Genomic DNA, 23509 nt, shown 5'->3' with positions numbered 1-23509 from the left:
TAGAACGTGCTTAAAAATAAGGTATCAATATCTAATACCTATGATGAGCCAAGGCTAATTTATTAAATCCTTTATCTTGTAGTGTATTGTAAGTAGTAGTTATCATTATTTATACACATCAAGAAAAAGGTTTTTTCCTCTCTAAAAGGATATACCCCTATTTTATATCATTTAACTATTATTTCAAACATTTTAAGCATAGACTTGGTCTTTTAAGGGAGATATCATTACTAAGATGATTATATAATTATAATATATCAATTTGGTTACAAATACATTACAATACATTAACAATTGCTAAGATATATTATTTAGTGGAAAAATGCAAAAAAGAAGTAATTTATAGTTTATTAAAAAAAGATAGAATAATTATAGTTTTTAATTCTCATATATTTGTGCACCTATGCCATATATAGTATAATACTGTTAATATATAACGTGGGGGAGGAAAATGAATAAATATAAAAAATATATATTATTTTCATTACTAGTTGCAATTTTTGGAGAAATATATTTTTACCCCTTTGATAGCAGGTTGAAATTTTCAGCTGGAGTTGCAGTACTTCAATTAATTATACTTATTGAAGATAATATAGATGAGAAGTTTTTTTCACCATTGTGCGGAATCATGGTTTTTGCTATGAGAAGTATTTTCAATCTATTATTTACTTCTATGAAACTTAAGGAAATAATAGTTATTAATATACCTTCTTTAATCTACTATATAGTATTTGGTTTTTTATGTTATGTTAGTAGGATAGTAAAAAATAAAGATAATTTATTAAGAGTATTGATTACCTTTACAATAATTGATTCATTGAGTAATATATGTGAATCTCTTCTAAGAAGAGGGATATCTTTAAATATTGTACAAGGAATAATTGCAGCAGGAATGATACGGAGCTTAGTAGCTTATATCATTTATTTCATATACAATAGACAGAAGTTTTTCATTCTAAAGAAAGAATACCAGAAAAGGTATACTCAAATAAACCTTCTCGTAGCAGATATACAAGCTGAGGTATTCTATCTCAAGAAATCTCTTAAGGATATTGAAGATGTAATGGGCAGAAGTTATAGTTTATATGAAACTCATAAAGAAGATTGTGAACTAAGGGAGCAAACCCTTAGTATTGCAAGGGAAGTTCATGAAATTAAGAAAGATTATTTAAGAGTATTGAAAGGATTTGAATCTTTCATAAGAAGTTTTGAGAGAGATGAGACAATGAGTTTGTCTAATATATTTATAATAATAAGAGATAATACTGATAGATGTATAAATGAAAGTAATAAAAATATAAAGATTACCTTTAAATTTCAGGAAGATATATCATTAAAATCATATTATAATCTTTTTACTATATTAAATAATCTTATTATGAATAGTATTGATGCATGTAAAGATAATGATGAAATAAAAATATTGGAAGAACACGATGAAGAATTTTTTTACTTTACAGTAAGTGATACTGGTGAGGGAATTGATAAGGATGTAATACCCTATATTTTTAATCCTGGATTTACAACAAAGTTTGATACCTTTACAGGAAAAGCTTCTACTGGAATAGGGCTACCTCACGTTAAAAATATAATAGACAATTTAAATGGTGTGATTTACGTTGAATCAAGAATAGAAAGAGGTACTACATTTAAGATAAAAATACCTAAAATCTCATTAGTCGGAGGAAAAAATGGAAAGAACAATTCTAATAATTGATGATGATGTAAATATAAGAAAAATGTTATCCATTCTCATAAAAAAGAATAACCTTGGAAAGGTTGTAGAGGAATTAAAAAGTGGTGATTCTGCAGTAGAAGAAATCCTATTTTATAATCCAGATATAGTACTTATAGATTTATTATTACCCGTCATAGATGGCTTAGAAATAATTAAATTGGCAAAGGGAAGAGGATATACAGGTAAATTTATAATGATATCTCAGGTTGAAGATAAAGATATGATTTCTAAGGCTTATGAGGCAGGAATATTATTTTTTATAAATAAACCTATTAATGATATTGAAGTTATAAATGTTATTAAAGGTGTTTGTTATAATATTGAACTTGAGAATTCTATTTCTATCGTTAAAAATGCAGTATTTAATATGAGAGCTAATAAGGAAGAGGTTCATTCAGATAATATAGATAATCTTATATCTAAAATATTTATAGATTTAGGAATAGCAGGTGATATGGGAAGTAATGACTTAAAGAAAGTTATTAAGAATGTTATTAATATAAAGAAAACAAAAAATGATCAGTCATATTATCTTCAAGATATATACGAAAAAATAGTAGAAGAGGAAAGTGGAAAAGAAAACTTATCTTCTAATAAGAAAGCTTTTGAGCAGAGAATAAGGCGGATTATACAAAAGGCTTTTCAAACCATTACAGAATTGGGAGTTAATGACTACAGTAATATTATATTTTTAGAGTATAGTACAATTTTATTTGATTTTTCTCAGATAAGGCAACAGATGCGACATATAGAAAACCATAATGAGAAAAGTGGAAAAATTAACATTAAAAAATTCATTGAAGGCATAATTGCTAAAATAAACCTTTTATAACCTATTACTTATGGGGAATAAAGGTTTGTTTTTTATTGTTTTCTTCAATTTACAGAAAAATAAAAAAGTTTTTGTAGTATAAGGTAGTTTTATAATAATAAGCCGTAGTACCACTTTAAAATTAATAGTGTAATCGTTTTCACCATTCCATAAAGAGTAATTTAAAAAAGTCAGAATAGTGAAACTTGTAAAGGATGTAACGATTATAAGAAGGAATTGATTTAAAAAGGGGGAATGTAAAATGGACATTACGCTTAATATGTATCAAGCATCTGCTATAGCTATAGTTGTTTTATACATAGGAGAATGGTTGAAATCAAAATTGAATGTTCTAGAGAAATATTGTATCCCAGCTCCAGTTGTAGGAGGAATAATATTTGCAGTCTTAAATCTGATATTTAAATCAACTGGCATTATGACTATCAGTATTGATGATACACTTCAGAAGTTTTTTATGACAGTGTTTTTTACTACTGTTGGATTTACAGCCAGCTTTAAGCTTTTAAAAAAGGGGGGAATACAGGTTGTTCTATTTCTTGTTATAGCAGTAGCTCTTGTAGTATTGCAAAATATTATAGGAGTTGCATTGGCAAAAGCATTTGATTTAAATCCTCTTATAGGACTATCGACAGGATCAACGCCTATGACAGGTGGTCATGGAACATCTGGTGCATTCGGAGATGTTTTCGAAAAAGCGGGTGCCATTGGTGCTTCAACTGTTGCTTTGGCTTCAGCAACCTTTGGTCTTATAATAGGGAGCATGATAGGAGGACCTATTGCAAAGAGGCTTATAGACAAAAATAATTTACTTGAAAAAACAGGAGACAATTTAAAATATAATAAAGAAATAGCAGTTACTGAAGAACCTGCTAAAGAATTGAGTATGAATGAGTTAATGTCAGCAACAGCACAGATATTTATAGCAATGGGTATTGGAACAATAATATCTATGCTATTTGAAAAAATAGGGAGGACATTTCCACCATATTTAGGAGCTATGTTTTCAGCAGCCATAATAAGAAATATTGGAGATGCCTCATCTTTATTTGACATCAAAGGTGAAGAAATAGATATTATTGGAAATATATCTTTATCATTATTTTTAGCAATGGCACTTATGGCACTTAAGCTTTGGGAACTTGCTGCTCTTGCAATTCCGCTTATAGTAATGTTAATAGCTCAGACAGTACTTATGGCATTATTTGCTTATTTTATAACCTTCAATGTTATGGGGAAAGATTATGAGGCAGCAGTTATGGCTGGAGGACATTGCGGTTTTGGGATGGGTGCTACACCTAATGCTATGGCAAATATGCAGGCAATTTCAGGTAAATATGGCTATTCACCAAGAGCTTTCTTTGTAGTACCTCTCGTAGGAAGTTTGTTTATAGATTTTTTTAATGCTGGTATTATAACGTTTTTCATGAATTTTTTTGCTAAGTAGATAAAGTATTGTTCTATAGATAAGTATCTATTACTATCTTATATATTGTAGACAAGAGGATTCTGAAATGATTAAATATTTCAGGGTTCTTTTGTATTTTAATAAGATTTAAATTTTAATTTGTATATAAATTCTTAGTTGGAAAAGAGTTTAATTAGAAAAGCTGAGAAGGAGAAAACCATGACTAAATTAGAGATTTGGCAAAGGAAGCAAAGGGAATAAGTTAAGAAGTCTTTAGATAAAAAGAGAATAATAGAAGATCAAAAGATGGAAAAAGGATTTAAATGGACATAGTATTCCGGATTGAGCTTTATTGATTATGTTAGATAGAATAAGTGAGTAGATTAGACTGGCTAGGTGTAATGTCTAGTCTTTTTTATTATTATGGAAAAACAAAAAAATGTTATAAATAATTAACATTACTAACTTGAATAATTATTTTAAATGTGATGTGTTTATAATATTGATTCTGTATATTGTAAGCAGAGAAAATTTTGGTTTTCGTCAATATGAAAATATCATCTCAAAAATTTATTATACAGCATTGGTGCTTTATGGTCTTGTTGGATTAATAAAGCAGGAAAAAGTTGATGAATTAGTGGAAAGAATATTGAGTAAAGTAAATAAAATATGTATGATTGTTGCTGATATAGGGTTAATATTATTAATTATTCTTGTTGCAGCATCGGATTTCAAAAGAATATATATCACTAGAGATATGATTGGATTGCTGATGTTACTTTTATTGTTTACAATTGCGAGCCTTAAACCAGTATTATTTTATTACTTTGACAAGAAAGGGTTATAGAATGTCTACTTTGAAAACCAGTTTAAAAACTTATAGAGAGAACGCAAATATGAAACAAAGTGAATTGGCTGAGTTAGTTGGTGTAAGACGTGAGACAATTGTACATTTAGAAAATGGAAAATACAATCCTTCGTTAAAGCTAGCTATGGATATTGCAAAGATATTTAACGTCACGGTGGAAGAACTATTTGAATTTCTAGATTGATATCTTATTAAACTTGTATTTTTATTATATTTAGCAATATAATCTAATTTAGATGAGATTGGGAATTAAATTCCTGGTCTTTTTTATTTTTTGAAAGAAATGTTTAGTGTGCTATAATTTTGTTAAGATTTGAAATTATATATAAAATTATATATAGAAAATATACTAGGGGGGATTCAATGAAGGCATACTTAGCGAATGGGTTATTTGGCATGGGAGATAGATTATTAAATTCACTGATAGCATCAGAAATAAGAAAAGAAATACAAGGAATTGATTTATATGTTCCTCAGGAAAATGATGCTATAAATGATAAGAGTTCATATGCTGATTCTATTGCCATTGCGAAAGCTGATATGGATAAACTTAGAGAAAGTGAGTTTTTAATTGCAGTGATAGATGGAGTTGAAATTGATAGTGGTGTTGCTGCTGAAATAGGAGCATTTTATATGATGGATAAACCTATTTTTGCTTTATATACAGATGTACGTCAGCAAGGCAGAGATAATAATAAAAAGATTGAAGCACTAATAAATGACAGTACTGAAAATCAATTTGTATATAGAAATCTCTTTGTTATTGGGTTAATTAAGCAAAGAGAAGGTAATGTATATTCTACAGTAGAGGATCTTGTAGAAGGTATAAAAAAATATTTAAGAAAATAGATTTAATAAGATATGACTAGGTTTAGACCTGGTCTTTTTTTATTTTCAAGATATTTCTATCAAATTAAACAAAATCTTATGTTGGTTTTTATCTATAAATATGAATAACTGTAGTAAATTCTTTTACTATGACTTAATTTGTATTATTTTCCTCATGAGTAAATAAAAGGATTTTCCATACCTCTCGTAGAATATAACACATCACAAAGATAAAGGGAGGTGATTCCATGCTTCTAAGTAGAACAAAAAAATTATTTATAATATTTGGTTTAAGTCTTGTTCTATTTATGCAATTTGGATCAATGAGCGTTTTTGCAACAATTTCTGATCGTGTAAGCGTTAATGATGGTGGTAGTGGTAGTGGAGGTAGCTCTGGTGGTGGCGAAAAATGTTACGAGTACGTCATTAATTAAAGCTGTATTATTAGGTAGATTTAGTTATATGGTATACTTCAGTAAAAAAATAATGTTAACAGGGGGAAATATTATGAAATATTTTAAAAAATTAAGTGTTTTTTTAGCAATCACATTAGTTATTTGTGGATTTGGGCTACCATCGTATGCCGATAGTAATGATGTTCTTAAAGAAACTGATTCATTAATTCAATCTGGTTTAGAAGATATAGAAATAAATGCAATATATATTGATGCTAGTGGAAAAACAAATGATAATAATATAACACCATTTCTTAATTATGAAGATGTAAAAATTAAAAATGGACAAAGGGCTGTATTTACTAACGATGGAGATTATTTTGAGATAGAAAAGGGTGTAGAGGTATCTCTTCACTGGAACAATTCACCAAGTGCAAGACTTGAAGTCGGGTTTATGGATAGTCGTGGTAATACTACAGTGCATTTTACTTCCGAGAAACCTATCGTAGGAAGTGGTGCTACTATGACAATGCCAAAAACAGGTAAGTATAAGTTTTATATTAAAAATCTTTCATCAGATCCTACTACTATTACGAGGGCAAGTGTTACTTTTTAATTAATTTTAAAGCTTGAGTATTTTAAGTATCTTTAGAGCCTGAGAGATTCAGGCTCTTTTTTCAAGAAAATTAGAGGGATTATTATGACTAGAAATCTAGTCTTTTTCTTTTTACACAAAATAAAAAAGACTCATAGGAAACTTCCTATAAGTCAATTTTCTTTAGTCCAAAGATTTATGATTTCGATCTCTCCATCTTTGTACTGCAAATGGTCGGGGTGAGAGGATTCGAACCCCCGGCCCCATGGTCCCAAACCACGTGCGCTACCAAGCTGCGCTACACCCCGTCGACCTGCTGACTATTATAGTATAAGGGATTTAGACTATAATTGCAACATGTTAAATTCGACTATATTCGCTCAAAAAATACATTATACAGGATATATGCTAAATTATATGCATAATTCACAGCATATCTTTGTATATCTATTTATATATATGAATTACGCTAATTTAAAATACATCCTTTTATAAGAAAATTAAAATTAGATAATTTTGATTCTTTATTTTAGTCTTTTTTATAATATAAATTTAATGTATATTTTTAAAAAATACAGCTATGTACATCTTTATATCACTATAGAATTAGGATCTGAATTTAAAAAACTTGTCCCACGAAAAGAAAAGTTGTATCATATATAAATATAAAATAGTAGTTATAGAAGGATTTATTAAATAAAGATAGAATATATTTATAGAGAGAAATAAGTTTTGGAGGAATAAATATGATGGGTATTTTAGAAGGACTGAAAAGAGAAATTATAGTAATGGTTGTTGCAATGATGCCTGTATCCGAACTTAGAGGGGCTATACCTTTAGGTATATCTTTAGGATTAAGCCCTATTCACAGTACTTTAATCAGCATGGCAGGAAATATTCTTATAGTACCTTTTTTATTAAAACTTCTACATCCTATAATGGCATATTTTGAAAAGACCTATCTTTTTTCAAAGACTATAGGATGGGTGAAAAGAAGATCAATGAGAAAAGCAAAGACTATAAAGAAATATAGTTTATTGGGGCTTTTTATATTTGTAGCTATACCTATACCTACTACTGGAGCCTGGACAGGATGTATCATAGCTTCTTTATTAAAATTAGATTTTAATAAGGCCTTTTTAGCTATTTCATCTGGTATTGTAACTGCAGCTCTTATCGTTTCTACTATAAGTTATAAGGTTTTTAGTATTATACAATGATATTTAATGTCAAATATTGACTAGGATTTTTACTTGTGCTAAAATGAAATAAATGAATATAAATCTTGATACCTTATCAAGAGTGGTGGAGGGAATGGGCCCGCTGAAACCCGGCAACCAGTAGCTTAATCTACAAGGTGCTAAATCCCACAGAACGTGGATTCTGGAAGATGAGGTGATGCATGTGCTGATGCCTTTTCCTTTGGAAGAGGTTTTTTTGTTGTATATGGATAAATAATAAATTAAAGATAAAATGGGAGGAAAAATAAATGAAAAAATGGTTATTTACTTCTGAGTCTGTAACCGAAGGTCATCCAGACAAAGTCTGCGACCAAATATCGGATGCTATTTTGGATGCAATTCTTGAGAAGGACCCAGAGGCAAGAGTAGCTTGTGAAACCACTGTAACTACAGGATTAATCCTAGTAGCTGGAGAAATTACTACAAATTGTTATGTAGATATTCCTAAAGTTGCTAGAAAAGCTGTAGAAGAAATAGGATATACGAGAGCTAAATATGGTTTTGACGGAGATACTTGTGCAGTTTTGACATCTATAAATGAACAATCTCCAGATATAGCTCTTGGAGTTAACAATGCTTTAGAACAAAAAGATAATAGTCAAGATGAATTAGATAAAATTGGAGCTGGAGATCAAGGTATGATGTTTGGGTTTGCATGTAATGAAACAGAGGAATTAATGCCTATGCCTATAGCCTTAGCTCATGAATTAGCAAAGAGATTATCAGATGTTAGAAAGGATGGTACTTTAGAATATTTGAGACCAGACGGAAAAACTCAAGTTACTGTAGAATATCACGATGGAAAGCCTATAAGAATAGAAAATGTAGTTGTTTCTACTCAACATAGCCCAGATGTAGATTTAGATACAATAAAGAAAGATATAAAAGAACATGTAATATTAAAGATAATACCACAAGAAATGATAGATGAAAATACTAAATACTATGTTAATCCAACAGGCAGATTTGTTGTAGGTGGACCTATGGGAGATGCAGGATTAACTGGTAGAAAGATTATTGTTGATACTTATGGAGGATATGCTAGACATGGTGGTGGAGCTTTCTCAGGGAAAGATCCGACAAAGGTAGATAGATCTGCTGCTTATGCTGCAAGATATGTAGCAAAAAACTTAGTTGCAGCTGGCTTAGCTGATAAATGTGAAGTAGGACTAGCCTATGCTATTGGAGTAGCAAGACCTTTATCTATTTATGTAGATACTTTTGGTACAGGTAAAATTGCTGATGAAAAAATTGAAGAATTGGTTAATAAACATTTTGACTTAAGACCAGCGGCTATTATTAGAAATTTAGATTTAAGAAGACCAATTTATAAAGATTTAGCTTCCTATGGTCATTTTGGTAGAAAAGATTTGGACCTGCCTTGGGAAAAAACTGATAAGAAAGATATTTTAAGAAAAGAAGGTTTAGGAGAATAACGGAATATTAAAAAGTCATATAAAAATGAAACTGTTTACAGAGAAATCCTTAAAAGTAGAGAAGGGAGTTTATCCTTTTCTACTTTTTTCTTTTTCCTCAAATACAGGTAATATAAAGTTACCTAGGGAATATTGAAAGGCAGCCTTTCTCTTAGGAGGATTAAGGTGTATAACGAAATAGAGAGATTAATATCTAAAAGCAATAAAGGGGAAGAAGAAAGTAAAGAGGAACTAATAAAAAGGCTTCAGCCTTTAATAATTAGTTCCATTAAGAGATACTATAATAAGATTAATGAATATGACGATTTAATTCAAGAGGGAAATTTAGTTGTTTTACAATGCTTAAAGGATTACGATAAAAATAAGGGAACCTATTTTTTAGGATATGTAAAGACTATGCTCAAATTTACTTATCTTAACAAGCATAGGGAAAAAATTTGTTTTTCCATTAATCAACCTGTAAATAACGGAGAAGGAGAATTAATAGATATATTGGAATCAAAAGAGGAAAGTCCTTTAGATTTCTTATTAGAGAAGGAAAACTATGAATTTTTATATGAAGGATTAAATAGACTAACGGATAGACAAAGGGAAGTAATAGTTTATTTTTATGTAGAAAGATTATCTATAGGACAAATTGCTGAAAAGCTAAATATTACTTACAGAACCGTTATAAATACTAAAACTAGAGCTTTAGAAAAACTAAAGGAGTATTTTAAAATAGAACAATAAATAAAGTTTGTAGTATAGCACCCTTTGATGTCTAAAATCAAAGGGTGCTATACTACAATATTGGATTAAAATAATATTGCATTAAATATTAATTAATAGTATAATGGAAAAAACTGAACATTTTAATATATTTTTTTATATGTAAATATAGAAAACGATTTCTATAAATGATTAGTAAATAAATTAAATATGCTAATATAAATTATTTGTTTCTAAAATCTATATTTTAAAGGTTTAATAAACATTTAATAAAATCCTGGATTTTCAAGAATTTGAGAAGTATTTATTTTATAAGTTAAAAATATGATAGTGTAAAACCATAGAAAACGTTTACTTAATATTGTATAAGGGGGAATACATAATGACTGTATTAAGAGATTGGGACAATCTCAAGGTACTTCACAAAAATCGACTGAGCAGCAGGGCATATTTTATATCTTATGAGAATAAGGAATCTGCTCTAACCTTTGAAAGAGGGAAGTCTCAGAGATTTAAACTACTTAACGGAATGTGGAAATTTTATTATTCAGAAACACCTGAAGAAGCTCCAGAAGGATTTTTTCAAGAGGACTTCCAGGTAGAAGATTGGCATGATATAAGGGTTCCAGGAAATTGGCAGCTTCAAGGATACGGATATCCTCATTATACAGATTTAATTTATCCATTTCCTATTGATCCGCCTAAAGTTCCTTCTAAAAATCCTACAGGATGTTACAAAAGAGATTTTTATATTCCAAAGAATTGGGATGGTTGTAACGTAATTCTTAGATTTGAAGGGGTAGACAGCGGGTTTCATCTTTGGGTGAATGGAGAAGAAGTAGGATATAGTCAAGGAAGTAGAATGCCTTCAGAATTTGATATAACACCTTTTATAAAGACTGGAAAAAATAATTTAGCTGTAAGGGCATATCAATGGACTGATGGTACTTACTTGGAAGATCAGGATATGTGGTGGTTAAGTGGAATATTTAGAGATGTTTCTTTAATCGCAAGAAAGCCAATCCATATTAATGATTTTTTCATAAAAACAGAGCTAGATGAATCTTATGACAATGGAGTACTTAAAGTAGAAACTAAGTTTAAAAATACTACTAATAATGTAGGAAAAGATTATAAGGTAGAATACATACTTTTAGATAGTAACTATTCTGAGGTAAAAAATTCTATGGAAAGTATATCTTTAGAAAAAAAAGAAGAAACAGAGGTTTCTGTAAGTATACCAGTAGAGAAACCTAGAAAATGGTCAGCAGAAACTCCATACCTATATAATCTATTGATTATCCTTAAAGATTCTAAAGATGAAATTATAGAAGTTATACCAAATAAAATTGGTTTTAGAAAAATAGAGCTTAAAGATGGAAATTTTCTTATAAATGGTGTACCTATAATGATTAGGGGAGTTAATCGCCATGAAACTCATCCAGATTTAGGCAGAGCTGTACCTTTTCATTCTATGGAAGAAGATGTTGTATTGATGAAGAAAAATAATGTTAATGCAGTGCGAACGTCTCATTATCCTAATGACCCAAGATTCTATGATTTGTGTAATAAATATGGATTGTATGTAATGGATGAAGCAGATTTAGAATGTCATGGTTTTGAACTAATTGGTCATTACGATAAAATAACCAATGATCCAGAATGGGAAGAAGCTTATGTAGAAAGAATAGAGAGAATGGTTGAAAGGGATAAAAATCACCCTTGTATAATAATGTGGTCCCTAGGAAACGAATCTAGTTTTGGCTGCAACTTTGAGGCTATGGCTAATTGGTGTCATAAAAGGGATAACACTAGATTAGTCCATTATGAAGAAGATAGAGAAGGAAAAGTTGTAGATGTTATTAGCTCCATGTATTCTAACCATGAGAGGATAGAGAACTTTGGAAAAATGGAAAACATGGATAAACCTCATATTCTTTGTGAATATGCCCATGCTATGGGGAATGGCCCTGGTGGACTTAAAGAGTATTGGGATATATTTTATAAATACAAAAGACTTCAAGGTGGATTTATATGGGAATGGGTTGACCATGGTCTTAGAAGATACACAGAAGATGGCAGGGAATATTTTGCCTATGGGGGAGATTTTGGAGATGAACCAAATAATTCAAACTTTTGTTGCGATGGTTTATTGATGCCAGATAGAACCCCTACCCCAGGTTTACTAGAATACAAAAAGATAATAGAACCTATAAAAGTGGAAGAGGTAGATCTAGAAAAAGGCCAAGTTAGAGTAAAAAACATATATGATTTTATATCATTAGATCATGTAAATTTACATTGGGATATTTCAGCGGATGGTAAAAAGCTTCAAAGCGGAATATTAGAGATATCTGATATTGAAGCTGGTAAAAGTGAAGTTCTTACAATACCAATTGACTTTAATAAGAAATATAAACTGAAAACAGATTTATGGTTAAATATTCAATTTGTATTAGCTATAGACACTAATTGGGCTGATAAAGGTCATGTAATTACATGGAACCAATTTAAACTACAAGATAATTATTCTAGAGAAATTTTTAGCACTAAAGAATATATACCTAGTTTAAATGTTAAAGAAGATCATAAATTTATAAATATTGAGGGATATGATTTTAAACTTATATTCAATAAACTTAAAGGGGAAATTTACAATTGTAGCTATGAGGGCGTAGATGTTTTAACTAAGGGTCCAAGATTAAATCTTTGGAGGGCACCTATAGATAATGATATGTATGTGATTAAACATTGGAAGGAGAAGGGAATTCACCAAATACAATATAGAGTTGACACTGTAGAAACAGAGATATATGAAAAGCAAGTAAATATAAATGTAAAAACCCTTGTTTCTCCACCAAATGGTGATTGGGCTATAGAATGTGAATATATTTATAAAATATATGGCAATGGATATATAGATTTATCTATAAAGGGAAATCCGAGGGGCAAGCTTCCAGAATCCTTCCCTAAAATTGGATTACAGATGGAATTACCTTATGAAATGTCAAGGGTAAAATGGTATGGAAGGGGACCAGGAGAATCCTATATTGATAGCAATGAAGCCAATTTATATGGGATATACAATAGTACTGTGGATAAACTATATACTCCATATGTATATCCTCAGGACAATGGAAATAGAACGGATGTAAAGTGGGTTTCACTTACTGATGAAAGAGGAATGGGGTTTGTAGTTATTGCTGAGGATAATCTTAACTTTAGTGCCCATTATTATACTACAGAAGATATAGAAAAAGCTAAACATACAACAGATCTTTGCAAAAGGGGTTTTATAACATTAAACATTGATTATAAACATCATGGACTTGGTAGCAACAGTTGTGGTCCAGTTCCATTGGCACACCATAGTTTGAAACCAAGTAGTTTTGAATTTAATATAGCCTATAAGCTTTGTTATGAAGCAGAAGACTTTTAAACCATTGACTTTAATTGCAGTATAAAAATTTATAGTGCAATTAAATATAAAATATGGGGGGATATTTATGAAAGGTAAAAGGGTATTATCACTTATTCTTGTTGTAATGCTCATAATGTTAAGTATGGTTGGATGTAAGAAAAATGAGACTTTTACATCAGATCAGGATGCGGAAGGTGGGGCAGATGGAAAAGTTACAATCAAGTATTGGGTTCCTTTTGCTTCAAATCAATATATACAAAGTTTAAATGAAAGTGAAATGTACAAGGAGCTAGAAGAAAGGACTGGCGTTCATGTAAAATTCATTCATCCTGCAGAAGGAGAGGAAATGGAGCAGTTTAATCTTATGTTAAACTCAAAAGAATTGCCAGATGTTATCCAGACATATGCTGGACAGTATAAGGGTGGTATGGATAAGGCTATAGAAGATGGGGTTTATCTAAGGCTTAATGAATTAATTGATCAACATGCACCTAATTTTAAAAAGTTATTAGAAGAAGACCCAGAATTGGCAAGACAGACTATGACAGATAAGGGAAATATATATGCTTTCCCTCTGGTTGGTATAGATCCAGATGAACCTGCATGGTGGGGGCCAGTTTTTCGTGGAGATTGGCTTGAGGAACTTGATTTAGAAATACCTAATACTATAGATGAATGGTATAATGTGTTAACTCAATTTAAGGAAAAGAAAAATGCTAAGGCACCATTAGTATTTAGTTCAAGAGGTATAGATCCATATGGAACTATCATAAGTGCTTTTAATATTGGTCCTGGTTTTTACAAGAAGGATAATGTTGTAAAATATGGGCCTATGGAGCCAGAATTTAAGGAATATCTTGCTACCATGAATAAATGGTATAATGAGGATCTAATAGATAAGGATTTTCCTACAAGGGATAGTAATGGCAGGGCTACTTTAATTACTTCGGGTGATGCTGGAGCATATATTAGCGAATATGCAGTTGTAGACCAATATCAAGCAGCAATTGCAGCAACTGATCCTAATGCAAAATTTATAGCTGCTATACAACCATCATTAAAAGCTGGCGAAAAGGTAAATTACAGAGTAGTTAATGAACGAAATGGCGGATATGAAGCTGTTATAACATCATCATGTAAAAATCCTGAAGCTGTAGTTAAATGGTTCGATTATGCATATAGCCAAGAAGGTTTTATGTTATTTAACTATGGTATAGAAGGCAAGAGTTATAATATGGTAGATGGTGAACCACAATTTACTGATCTTTTGACCAACAATCCAGATGGACTAGATTTTTGGACAGTATGTAATAAATATAAACTAGAGGTAGGACCATATTTAAGAGATTATAAGGCAGTGCCAGGTTTTACAGATATTGATTTAGATTGTATGGAACAATGGACTAAGGCAGGAACAGATCATGTAATACCGCCAGTTAACTTTACTCCGGAAGAAAGTGAAACTTATTCAGATATTATGGGTGATGTGGCGACCTTTAAAGATGAAATGGTATTAAAGTTCATAGTAGGAGAGGTACCTTTAAGTGAATTTGATAATTATGTAGAACAACTTAAGGCATTGGAAATAGAAAAGGTAATAGATATTTATCAAGAAGCACTTAATAGGTATAATAACAGAAAAACCAATTAATTATTTTAGAATTCTGAAGAGGTCTTAGACCTCTGCAGAATTCATCAAAAATTTTAATAGAAGGGAGTTATATTTATGGAAAGTATGGAACAAGTTTCTACAAAGCCAGATAATAAGAAAAAGAAAACAAAGTGGGAAATGTTAAAAAAGGATCTTAAAAAAAATAAATGCATATATTTAATGGCAATACCCATGATAGTGTATTTCATATTGTTCCACTACATGCCCATGTATGGGGTTCTTATCAGCTTTAAGGATTTTAATCCAAGATTAGGTATATGGAAAAGTCCATGGGTGGGATTGAAACATTTTGGAACTTTTTTTAATAGCATATATTTTAAAAGGACATTAAAGAACACGGCACTACTTAGTTTTTACTCATTATTGTGGGGATTTCCAGCTGCTATCATTCTAGCATTACTACTTAATGAATTAAAAAATGAAAAATTTAAGAGACGTATACAAACAATCACATATTTACCACACTTTATATCATTAGTAGTCATATGTGGATTAATTGTAGATTTTACTTCAACAGATGGCTTAATAAATTCAATATTATCAAATTTTGGGGTAGAACCTACAAACTGGCTTACAAAGCCAGAATGGTTTAGGACTATTTATATAGGTTCTGGATTATGGCAAAGTATTGGTTGGGATAGCATAATATTTCTTGCAGCTCTTTCAGGAATTGATCCTTCCTTATATGAGGCGGCTAAAATTGATGGGGCAGGAAGATGGAAGCAAATGCTACATATTACTTTACCAGCTTTAGCCCCCACTATTATTGTAATGTTTATACTTAATATTGGTGGACTTATGAGTGTAGGAGCACAAAAAGTTATTTTATTATATAATCCATTAACCTGGGAAACTTCTGATGTTATATCAAGTTATGTATATAGAAAAGGTGTACAGGGGGCTGAATATAGTTTTAGTACAGCAGTAGGTCTTTTTGAATCTCTAATTGGATTTACATTACTTATAATTGCCAATAAATTAAGTAAGAAAATAACTGAAGAAAGCTTATGGTAGGAGTGATAGAATGTCAATAAATGAAAGTTCTAAGAAAGCAAAACTTACAAGAAAAATTACGGGCGGGAAAGTTTTTGATTTATTTAATGTAATATTAATGATTTTGCTTATGATCATATGCATATATCCTATGTTATATGTGCTATTCGCCTCTTTAAGTGATCCACATCTTCTTATGCAACATAAGGGACTTTTATATAAGCCTTTAGGATTTACTTTACAAGGTTATTCCCTAGTTTTTCAAAATCCAAGTATTATGAAGGGCTTTTTAAATACAGTTTTTTATGTCGTTGTAGGAACAATAATAAGTGTACTTTTAACTGCTATGTCTGCTTATGTACTTGCACAAGATGATCTATTACTTAAGAAACCCTTAATGTTAATGGTTACTATAACAATGTTCTTTAGTGGAGGTTTAATTCCCTTCTTCTTACAGGTACAAAGATTAGGCTTAAGAAATACAAGGTGGGCTCTTATTTTTCCAACTGTAATATCTGCATGGAGCCTTATTGTACTTAGAACAGCATTTAAAAAGGTACCAAAAAGTCTTATAGAATCCGCTAAAATAGATGGTGCTAATGATTTCACTATTTTATTTAGAATAGTTATCCCTGTTTGTAAAGCAACTATGGCAGTTATGGTGCTGTTATATGCTGTAGGCCAATGGAATTCATGGTTCAATGCATTAATATTTTTAGATGATAGATCCAAATATCCATTACAACTTATTTTACGTGAGATACTTATATCCAATGATATGAGGGAGATGATGAATCTTCCTAAGGGTTCGGCACAGTTTATTCAAGCAGATGCATATAAGGCATTAATTAAATATAGTACAATAGTTATTTCTACATTGCCAATTCTATGTATTTATCCATTTGTACAAAAATATTTTGTTAAGGGAAATATGATGGGTTCATTGAAGGAATAGGAAATAAGAGTATTTTTAAATATATTATATGGGGAGAACTAATATGAAACTACCTATAAAAACAATTGCTAGTTTATCTACATGCTTATTTATATCAAGTATTCTAGTAGGTTGTGGTAAAAGACCTTCTTTAGGTTCTAAAGATATAAGATATAAATTTAAAGATTTAATAGACGTAAAAGGGGTTCCTATAAAGGCGGCACCTAATGATAACTATGAGATAAATCCATTTTCTGACATGGGAGCATGGCATGCTTATCATCTCCCAGGGCTAGATGATAAAGAATATTATGGTGGATTTACAGGTCCGTTATATATTGCACAAGAATATGGAAGGTGGCTAAGTAAATCCTTTAATCTTATAAAGATATACGATGCTCAAAGCGGAAAAGAAATTAAATTAGCTGATTGTAAGGATTTAGATTTATCATATTATCCAGGATTATTAGTACAAAGATATGATATGGAGGATTTCGTTTTAAATCTTGAACTTAGATTTATTACAAATAGAACTGCACTTGTAACTACTAAAATTAAAAATAAAACTAATGAAGATTTAAATCTAAAACTTAATTGGGAAGGTGAATTATTAAAAGATTCTAGGCATAATGATGGCGAGATATTGGATATCAGATTAGAAGCTAGTGCAAATGGGGTAAAGGTTAAGTTTCCAGATGTAAATCATACATGGGCTGTTTTTACTTCAAAGGAAATGGAATATGAATTATTATATCCTTTTGAAGTAAAAACTAAAGTTGATGGTGATAAATATATTATTGAGATAGAAGATATATCTATAAAATCTAAAAAAGAATATATTTTGAATACAATTAATACCTATACCTTTACTAAGGATGAAAAAGATAATGAAAATCAGAAAATAGCAGATATATTTAAAAATCCATCAAAGTATATTAAAGACAATGATTTAAGATGGGAGAACTATCTTTCAAATGCCCTAAAGGGTAAAAATCATGATTATGATAAATTGGTTGTAAAAACAATAGAAACTTTAACAACAAATTGGAGAAGTCCAGCTGGGGAAATAAAAAGAGATGGGATTACTCCTTCCATGTCCTATAAATGGTTTAATGGGATGTGGGCATGGGATTCATGGAAACAAGCAGTAGCAGTTACAAACTTCGCTCCAGAACTTGCTAAGGATAATATCAGGGCAATTTTTGATTATCAAAGGGAAGATGGAATGATAATAGATGCTATATTCTACAATAAAAATAGATACGGCTATATTGGAGAAAAAGGTGGGAATTGGAATGAGCGGAATTCAAAACCACCACTTGCATCATGGGCAGTATGGGAAGTTTATGAATCAACAGGAGATAAATCATTCCTTGGAGAAATGTATCCTAAGCTCGTTAAATATCACAATTGGTGGTATATTGGCAGAGACAATGATAAAAACGGAATAGCTGAGTATGGAGGTTCTGTAGATGTTTTAAATAATACAGAAGAAGAAATAATAAGGGCTGCTGCTTGGGAAAGTGGGATGGACAATGCTGTTAGATTTGATATAGATTATGGGATTAAAGTAATTGAAAATATAGATGAAAATGGGGAGCTTGTTGGCTATTCTATTAATCAGGAATCTGTAGATTTAAATTCTTACCTTTATGCGGAAAAGAAATATTTAGAGAAAATTGCAAAGGTATTAAATAAAACTTCTGAGGTAAATAAATACAGGGAAGAAGCAGAATATGTAAAAGATTTTATACAAAGAAATATGTTTGATAAGGAAACAGGCTTTTTTTATGATATAGATATTTTAACTAAGAAGCCACTTAGGGATAGGGGGAAAGGAATAGAAGGGGTTCTTCCTCTTTGGGCAGAAGTAGCATCAAAGGAACAAGCGGAGATGGTGAAAGATATTTTAATCGATGAAGATAAATTTAACACTAAAGTTCCCTTTCCGACGGCATCAAAGGATAATCCAAGATATGATTCGGAGAGATATTGGAGGGGACCAGTTTGGCTAGATCAGGCATATTTTGCAATTAAGGGTTTGGATAAAAGTGGCTATAAAGATGAAGCCAATAAATTAGCAAAAAAGATAGTTGAAAACATTGAAGATGGCATGGTTGATGGAGCGGTTATAAGAGAAAATTATAATCCTGAAAATGGTGAAGGGCTTCACTGTACTAATTTTAGTTGGTCTGCAGGAATGCTATATTTATTGTGCAAGGAATATTTAATGCAATAAACTATGTATTGTATAAAGAAGGTTTAGGAGGCGATCAAATGGCAAGTGTAATACTAAAAAATATTAATAAGGTTTATTCAGGAGATGTTTTGGCCGTTGATAATATTAATCTTAATATTGAGGATAAGGAATTTTTAGTTCTAGTTGGACCATCTGGATGTGGTAAATCAACTACTTTAAGAATGATTGCAGGTCTGGAAGAAATAACTTCTGGGGAGCTTTATATAGGAGATACACTTTGTAATGATATTGAGCCTAAAGATAGAGATATAGCCATGGTTTTTCAAAATTATGCACTATATCCTCATATGACAGTATATGAAAACATGGCTTTTAGTTTAAAGATGAGAAAAATACCAAAGAAAGAAATTAAAAGTAAAGTTGAAAAATCAGCAAAAATATTAGGTATTGAAGAATATTTAGATAGGAAACCTAAAGCATTATCAGGTGGACAGAGGCAAAGGGTTGCATTAGGTCGAGCTATCGTTAGAGATCCAGAAGTTTTTTTAATGGATGAACCTTTATCTAATTTAGATGCTAAACTTAGAGTACAAATGAGAGCCGAAATTTTAAAATTACATAAAAATTTGAATACAACTTTTATTTATGTTACTCATGATCAAACAGAAGCTATGACTATGGGTGATAGGATTGTTGTTATGAAAGATGGGGTTATTCAACAGGTAGATTCACCACGTAATATATATGAAAATCCTGTAAATTTATTTGTTGCAGGATTTATAGGAAATCCCCCAATGAATTTTATAGAAAGTAAAATAATTCAAGAAAACAATAAATTATATATTTCATTTAGCGATGTAAAACTTGAAATTCCAGAGGATAAGGCTAAACTTATTCGAAATAAAAACTACATCAACAAGGAAGTAATATTTGGTATAAGACCAGAACATATTAGTGCCAATCCAAGGTTTATTGAATTAAATCAAAATACTCAGCTAACTGCTAAGGTTGATGTTGTGGAAAATATGGGTTCTATGGCAAATTTATATCTTATATATGATGATATAAGTTTTGCTGCAAATGTAGACTCTTCAACTAATGTAGATATGAGAGATAATATTAATTTGGCAATGGATATGGATAAAATGTATATTTTCGACAAAGAAACTGAGTCTACTATACTGTGATAGTAGATGAAAAATTTCATAGCAATAGATTATATTTTTAAATATTTTGTTATATAGAAAATGGGGTGTAAACATGGCTATTACTATACATGATGTGGCAGAAAAAGCAGGAGTTTCTATTGCCACTGTATCTAGAGTAATAAATAATAATTATCCGGTAAAAGATGAAACAAGGGAAAAAATAGAAAAAGCTATTGAAGAATTGGGATATGTACCAAATGAAATAGCCAGAAGTCTAATACTTAAAAGTACATCTAATGTAGGAATAATTGTACCGGGTATTACTAATCTCTTTTTCCCCACAATAGTTGAAGAAATTAATAAGACTTTAAGAGATGAAGGCTTTATTATATCTTTATTTACTACTGATGGAGATCCTAAAGCTGAAAAGAAATTGGTAGATAATGTAATATCTAGAAATATGGATGGAATAATAGTTATTGACCCTTCTGTAGATAATTTAGAAAATGGTTATTTTGAAGGAGTAAGCAAAAAAATTCCTACCATAATTATAAATGGAAATACAAATAAATATAACTGTAATTTTGTATCTTATGATGAAGAAGTAGGAACTAAAGAAGCTTTTAATTATCTTCTAGAATTAGGTCATAAAGAAATAGTTTTCATTCGAGGAGATAAGAGTTTATCCTATGATTTAAAGGAAAATATCTATAGAAAGTTTATAAAAGACAATAACCTTAAATATGAAAAAGTAATATCTGTAGGTATGGGAAATAGTCTAGATGTAGTTGAAAAGACACAAGAAATATTTGAAAAGTTTTTATCTCTAAATAGAGAAGCTACAGGTGTTTTTGCATGTAATGATTTAATGGCTGTAGGAGTCATAAATGCTTGTAACAAAAGTGGAATTAAGATACCTGAAGATATGTCTGTTATTGGCTTTGATAACACTCTTCTTTCAAATATTAGTCATCCTAAGATAACAACTGTAGATTTAAACATGAAAGAAATAGGGCAAACTGCTGCGTTTGAGATAATGAATATGACAAAGAAAAATATAGTGTCTACTAAGAAAATAGTTTATGACACAAAACTTATTCATAAAGAAAGTTGTGGTAAGAGAGTAGGTCCGATAAACAATGGAGATTAAAAACGAGAAGCATTTCAATCTAAATAGTATAGTAATGGAAAGCAAAGTTTTAAAGATGAAACTTTTACCTGACTTAGGATTTAAAATGGCTTCTTTAGTATATAAACCTAAAAATATGGAAATTCTTTTTCAGCCTGAAAATAAAAAATATTCAATACCTCAATATGGGGATTGTTTTGAAAAATACGATACATCAGGACTAGATGAAATGATACCTACTATAGATAAATGTGTTTATCCAGAAGGAAGCTATAAAGGAAATATACTGCCAGATCATGGAGATGTTTGGAGTATTCCCTGGCATACAGATATTAAAAAAGACACTGTAATGGGTAAAGTAAAGCTTAGAAGTTTACCTTTAGAGTTCCACAAGTCTTTGACTTTTGAAACAGATAATGTAGTAAGAATAGACTATAAAGTAAAAAATCTTGATAATGAAAATATAAGTTATTTATGGGCATTACATGGATTAATGATATTTGATGATGAAACTAAAATTATATTTCCAAAAGAGGCAAAAAACATATTAAATGTCCATGAAAACAGTATTTTGGGGCCTTGTGGAGAAAGGTATTCCTTTCCTTTAGCTAAAGATATAGATGGCAACTTAGTAGATCTATCCTATTTAAAACACTATAGAAATGGTGAATCCTATAAATACTATTTTTTAGATGATTTAGAAATCGGAGAAGTAGGGATTCATTATTTAGATAAAAAAGTAAAATATATTTTAAGATATGATACTAAAAAAATTCCCTATCTTGGAGTATGGATAACCAAAGGGGGATTTAAAGGAGAATATAATTGTGCGATTGAACCTTCAAATGGATTTTATGATAGTGTGGAAATAGCTTATGGAAAGAGTAAACTTCCTGAATTAAAATCTAAGGAAGAAGATTTCTGGACAATATATATGGAGATAAAAGAAGATTAGAATAATTAGAGGGGGTAGAGATATGGCAGAACTTAGATGGAACCCTTTGTTGAAGGATTGGACTATGGTAGCATCTCATAGGCAAAATAGGCCAGAAATGCCTAAAGACTGGTGCCCGTTCTGTCCTGATTCAGGAAAGGTTCCTAAAGACTATGAAGTTTATAAATATGACAATGACTTTCCTGCCCTAAGTCAGCAACCATCTGAACCAGATAAAGTAGGAAGTAGTTTTTATAAAACAAAACCTGCTTATGGTAAATGTGAAGTAATATTATATTCTCCTAAACATAATGCATCATTATGGGAATTAGAAATTGAACATATAAGAAAACTTGTAGACTTATGGTGTGAAAGATATATAGCTCTTTCTAAAGATGAAAATATAAAATATATTTTTATCTTTGAAAATAGGGGAAGAGAGGTAGGCGTATCTATGCCTCATCCTCATGGGCAGATATATGGATATTCTTTTATGCCTTTAAAGATACAACAAGAGCTAAATTCTTCTAAAGAATATTTCCTTGAAAATAAAGAATGTTTAATATGTAGGATGAATAAAGAAGAATTAGATTTTAAAGAAAGAGTAATCATAGAAAATGAAGATTTTCTATGTTACTTACCATTTTTTACTGATTATCCCTACGGAGTATTTATAGTTTCTAAAAAACATAGATGTAGAATGATAGAGTTTAATGAAAGAGAAAAAAACAATTTTGCTAAAATTTTAAAAGATGTAGCTGGAACTTTGGATACTCTTTTTAATAGAGAATTTCCCTATATGATGGCTATTCATCAAGGATCTGTTAATTCATCGGAGTATGAAAATTGTCATGACTATTATCACTTTCATGTTGAATTTTATCCTCCTTTTAGATCAGACAAAAGGATAAAATATAATGCTTCTTCAGAAACTGGTGCTTGGGCAAATTGTAATCCAAGAAGCGTTGAGGAAACAGCAGGGGAATTAAGAGAAGCATATGAAAGGTTCTCTAAGAAAGATGGATAAAA

20 protein-coding genes, 1 tRNA gene and 1 riboswitch are annotated in these 23509 nt (G+C 30.3%); of the genes, 20 read left to right on the top strand and 1 reads right to left on the bottom strand.

Annotated elements, in window-relative coordinates:
• The first annotated feature begins 451 nt into the window (after window positions 1-451).
• The 8 genes from KQI42_RS01750 (at window position 452) to KQI42_RS01715 (ending at window position 6682) form a co-directional block, all read left to right on the top strand.
• Window positions 452-1717 carry an ATP-binding protein gene (locus KQI42_RS01750; protein WP_216516123.1) on the top strand — a complete coding sequence of 422 codons (1266 nt, stop codon included), beginning with the start codon at window positions 452-454 and terminating at the stop codon, window positions 1715-1717.
• Window positions 1692-2570: a response regulator gene (locus tag KQI42_RS01745; RefSeq protein WP_216516122.1), complete on the top strand. Its 879-nt coding sequence runs from the start codon at window positions 1692-1694 to the stop codon at window positions 2568-2570. The genes KQI42_RS01750 and KQI42_RS01745 overlap by 26 nt, the downstream gene beginning before the upstream one ends.
• 241 nt (window positions 2571-2811) lie before the next feature.
• Window positions 2812-4014, top strand: coding sequence for a sodium/glutamate symporter (gltS, locus tag KQI42_RS01740; protein WP_216516120.1), 1203 nt, complete (start codon window positions 2812-2814; stop codon window positions 4012-4014).
• 463 nt (window positions 4015-4477) lie between these two features.
• Window positions 4478-4822 carry a hypothetical protein gene (locus tag KQI42_RS01735; protein WP_216516118.1) on the top strand — a complete coding sequence of 115 codons (345 nt, stop codon included), beginning with the start codon at window positions 4478-4480 and terminating at the stop codon, window positions 4820-4822.
• Between the two features lies 1 nt (window position 4823).
• Window positions 4824-5027, top strand: coding sequence for a helix-turn-helix transcriptional regulator (locus KQI42_RS01730; RefSeq protein ID WP_216516116.1), 204 nt, complete (start codon window positions 4824-4826; stop codon window positions 5025-5027).
• Window positions 5028-5206: 179 nt separating this feature from the next.
• Entirely contained in the window at window positions 5207-5692 is a 486-nt protein-coding gene (locus KQI42_RS01725; RefSeq protein WP_216516114.1) for a nucleoside 2-deoxyribosyltransferase, read from the top strand.
• Between the two features lie 227 nt (window positions 5693-5919).
• The gene (locus KQI42_RS01720) at window positions 5920-6105 is read left to right on the top strand and encodes a hypothetical protein (RefSeq protein ID WP_216516112.1); all 186 of its coding nucleotides are present in this window, start codon (window positions 5920-5922) and stop codon (window positions 6103-6105) included.
• A gap of 73 nt (window positions 6106-6178) precedes the next feature.
• The gene (locus KQI42_RS01715; protein ID WP_216516110.1) at window positions 6179-6682 is read left to right on the top strand and encodes a hypothetical protein; all 504 of its coding nucleotides are present in this window, start codon (window positions 6179-6181) and stop codon (window positions 6680-6682) included.
• A gap of 210 nt (window positions 6683-6892) precedes the next feature.
• On the opposite strand, the gene KQI42_RS01710 is transcribed toward KQI42_RS01715, so the two are convergent.
• Window positions 6893-6969, bottom strand: a tRNA-Pro gene (locus KQI42_RS01710).
• A 438-nt stretch (window positions 6970-7407) separates the two neighbouring features.
• Here KQI42_RS01710 and KQI42_RS01705 point away from each other — a divergent pair.
• The 12 genes from KQI42_RS01705 to galT all read left to right on the top strand — a co-directional run bounded on the left by KQI42_RS01705 (window position 7408) and on the right by galT (window position 23507).
• Window positions 7408-7881: a COG2426 family protein gene (locus tag KQI42_RS01705; protein WP_216516108.1), complete on the top strand. Its 474-nt coding sequence runs from the start codon at window positions 7408-7410 to the stop codon at window positions 7879-7881.
• Between the two features lie 70 nt (window positions 7882-7951).
• A riboswitch (SAM riboswitch) is annotated at window positions 7952-8058 on the top strand.
• 92 nt (window positions 8059-8150) lie between these two features.
• The gene (gene metK, locus KQI42_RS01700) at window positions 8151-9338 is read left to right on the top strand and encodes a methionine adenosyltransferase (protein WP_216516105.1); all 1188 of its coding nucleotides are present in this window, start codon (window positions 8151-8153) and stop codon (window positions 9336-9338) included.
• 165 nt (window positions 9339-9503) lie between these two features.
• A complete protein-coding gene (locus tag KQI42_RS01695) occupies window positions 9504-10070 on the top strand; it encodes an RNA polymerase sigma factor (RefSeq protein WP_216516103.1) in 567 nt (188 codons plus the stop codon).
• A 361-nt stretch (window positions 10071-10431) separates the two neighbouring features.
• Entirely contained in the window at window positions 10432-13488 is a 3057-nt protein-coding gene (ebgA, locus tag KQI42_RS01690; RefSeq protein WP_216516101.1) for a beta-galactosidase subunit alpha, read from the top strand.
• A gap of 67 nt (window positions 13489-13555) precedes the next feature.
• Entirely contained in the window at window positions 13556-15121 is a 1566-nt protein-coding gene (locus KQI42_RS01685; protein WP_216516099.1) for an extracellular solute-binding protein, read from the top strand.
• Between the two features lie 75 nt (window positions 15122-15196).
• Window positions 15197-16156, top strand: a complete 960-nt coding sequence (locus KQI42_RS01680) for an ABC transporter permease (RefSeq protein WP_216516097.1) — start codon at window positions 15197-15199, stop codon at window positions 16154-16156.
• Between the two features lie 10 nt (window positions 16157-16166).
• A complete protein-coding gene (locus tag KQI42_RS01675) occupies window positions 16167-17090 on the top strand; it encodes a carbohydrate ABC transporter permease (protein ID WP_216516095.1) in 924 nt (307 codons plus the stop codon).
• Window positions 17091-17133: 43 nt separating this feature from the next.
• Complete coding sequence (locus KQI42_RS01670; protein ID WP_216516093.1) at window positions 17134-19308, top strand: MGH1-like glycoside hydrolase domain-containing protein; 2175 nt, start codon at window positions 17134-17136, stop codon at window positions 19306-19308.
• Window positions 19309-19346: 38 nt separating this feature from the next.
• On the top strand, window positions 19347-20456 hold the full coding sequence (locus tag KQI42_RS01665; RefSeq protein WP_216516091.1) for an ABC transporter ATP-binding protein: 1110 nt from the start codon (window positions 19347-19349) through the stop codon (window positions 20454-20456).
• A gap of 73 nt (window positions 20457-20529) precedes the next feature.
• Window positions 20530-21567: a LacI family DNA-binding transcriptional regulator gene (locus KQI42_RS01660; RefSeq protein ID WP_216516089.1), complete on the top strand. Its 1038-nt coding sequence runs from the start codon at window positions 20530-20532 to the stop codon at window positions 21565-21567.
• Window positions 21557-22501, top strand: a complete 945-nt coding sequence (locus tag KQI42_RS01655) for an aldose epimerase family protein (RefSeq protein ID WP_216516087.1) — start codon at window positions 21557-21559, stop codon at window positions 22499-22501. Before KQI42_RS01660 ends, KQI42_RS01655 begins: the two co-directional genes overlap by 11 nt.
• Before the next feature lie 22 nt (window positions 22502-22523).
• A complete protein-coding gene (galT, locus tag KQI42_RS01650) occupies window positions 22524-23507 on the top strand; it encodes a galactose-1-phosphate uridylyltransferase (protein ID WP_216516085.1) in 984 nt (327 codons plus the stop codon).
• The last annotated feature ends 2 nt before the right edge of the window (window positions 23508-23509 follow it).

The sequence above is a fragment of the Tissierella simiarum genome (assembly GCF_018917865.1).
GTDB classification, from domain to species: domain Bacteria; phylum Bacillota; class Clostridia; order Tissierellales; family Tissierellaceae; genus Tissierella_C; species Tissierella_C simiarum.
The sequence above is the reverse complement of the archived record's forward strand: the minus strand, read 5'-3'. Positions and strand labels throughout refer to the sequence as shown.

Excerpts from the sequence above, each read along its gene's own strand:
- KQI42_RS01750 (WP_216516123.1), top strand. The coding sequence starts at position 452 with ATGAATAAATATAAAAAATATATATTATTTTCATTACTAGTTGCAATT.
- KQI42_RS01745 (WP_216516122.1), top strand. The coding sequence starts at position 1,692 with ATGGAAAGAACAATTCTAATAATTGATGATGATGTAAATATAAGAAAA.
- gltS (WP_216516120.1), top strand. The coding sequence starts at position 2,812 with ATGGACATTACGCTTAATATGTATCAAGCATCTGCTATAGCTATAGTT.
- KQI42_RS01730 (WP_216516116.1), top strand. The coding sequence starts at position 4,824 with ATGTCTACTTTGAAAACCAGTTTAAAAACTTATAGAGAGAACGCAAAT.
- KQI42_RS01725 (WP_216516114.1), top strand. The coding sequence starts at position 5,207 with ATGAAGGCATACTTAGCGAATGGGTTATTTGGCATGGGAGATAGATTA.
- KQI42_RS01720 (WP_216516112.1), top strand. The coding sequence starts at position 5,920 with ATGCTTCTAAGTAGAACAAAAAAATTATTTATAATATTTGGTTTAAGT.
- KQI42_RS01715 (WP_216516110.1), top strand. The coding sequence starts at position 6,179 with ATGAAATATTTTAAAAAATTAAGTGTTTTTTTAGCAATCACATTAGTT.
- KQI42_RS01705 (WP_216516108.1), top strand. The coding sequence starts at position 7,408 with ATGATGGGTATTTTAGAAGGACTGAAAAGAGAAATTATAGTAATGGTT.
- metK (WP_216516105.1), top strand. The coding sequence starts at position 8,151 with ATGAAAAAATGGTTATTTACTTCTGAGTCTGTAACCGAAGGTCATCCA.
- ebgA (WP_216516101.1), top strand. The coding sequence starts at position 10,432 with ATGACTGTATTAAGAGATTGGGACAATCTCAAGGTACTTCACAAAAAT.
- KQI42_RS01685 (WP_216516099.1), top strand. The coding sequence starts at position 13,556 with ATGAAAGGTAAAAGGGTATTATCACTTATTCTTGTTGTAATGCTCATA.
- KQI42_RS01680 (WP_216516097.1), top strand. The coding sequence starts at position 15,197 with ATGGAAAGTATGGAACAAGTTTCTACAAAGCCAGATAATAAGAAAAAG.
- KQI42_RS01675 (WP_216516095.1), top strand. The coding sequence starts at position 16,167 with ATGTCAATAAATGAAAGTTCTAAGAAAGCAAAACTTACAAGAAAAATT.
- KQI42_RS01670 (WP_216516093.1), top strand. The coding sequence starts at position 17,134 with ATGAAACTACCTATAAAAACAATTGCTAGTTTATCTACATGCTTATTT.
- KQI42_RS01665 (WP_216516091.1), top strand. The coding sequence starts at position 19,347 with ATGGCAAGTGTAATACTAAAAAATATTAATAAGGTTTATTCAGGAGAT.
- KQI42_RS01660 (WP_216516089.1), top strand. The coding sequence starts at position 20,530 with ATGGCTATTACTATACATGATGTGGCAGAAAAAGCAGGAGTTTCTATT.
- KQI42_RS01655 (WP_216516087.1), top strand. The coding sequence starts at position 21,557 with ATGGAGATTAAAAACGAGAAGCATTTCAATCTAAATAGTATAGTAATG.
- galT (WP_216516085.1), top strand. The coding sequence starts at position 22,524 with ATGGCAGAACTTAGATGGAACCCTTTGTTGAAGGATTGGACTATGGTA.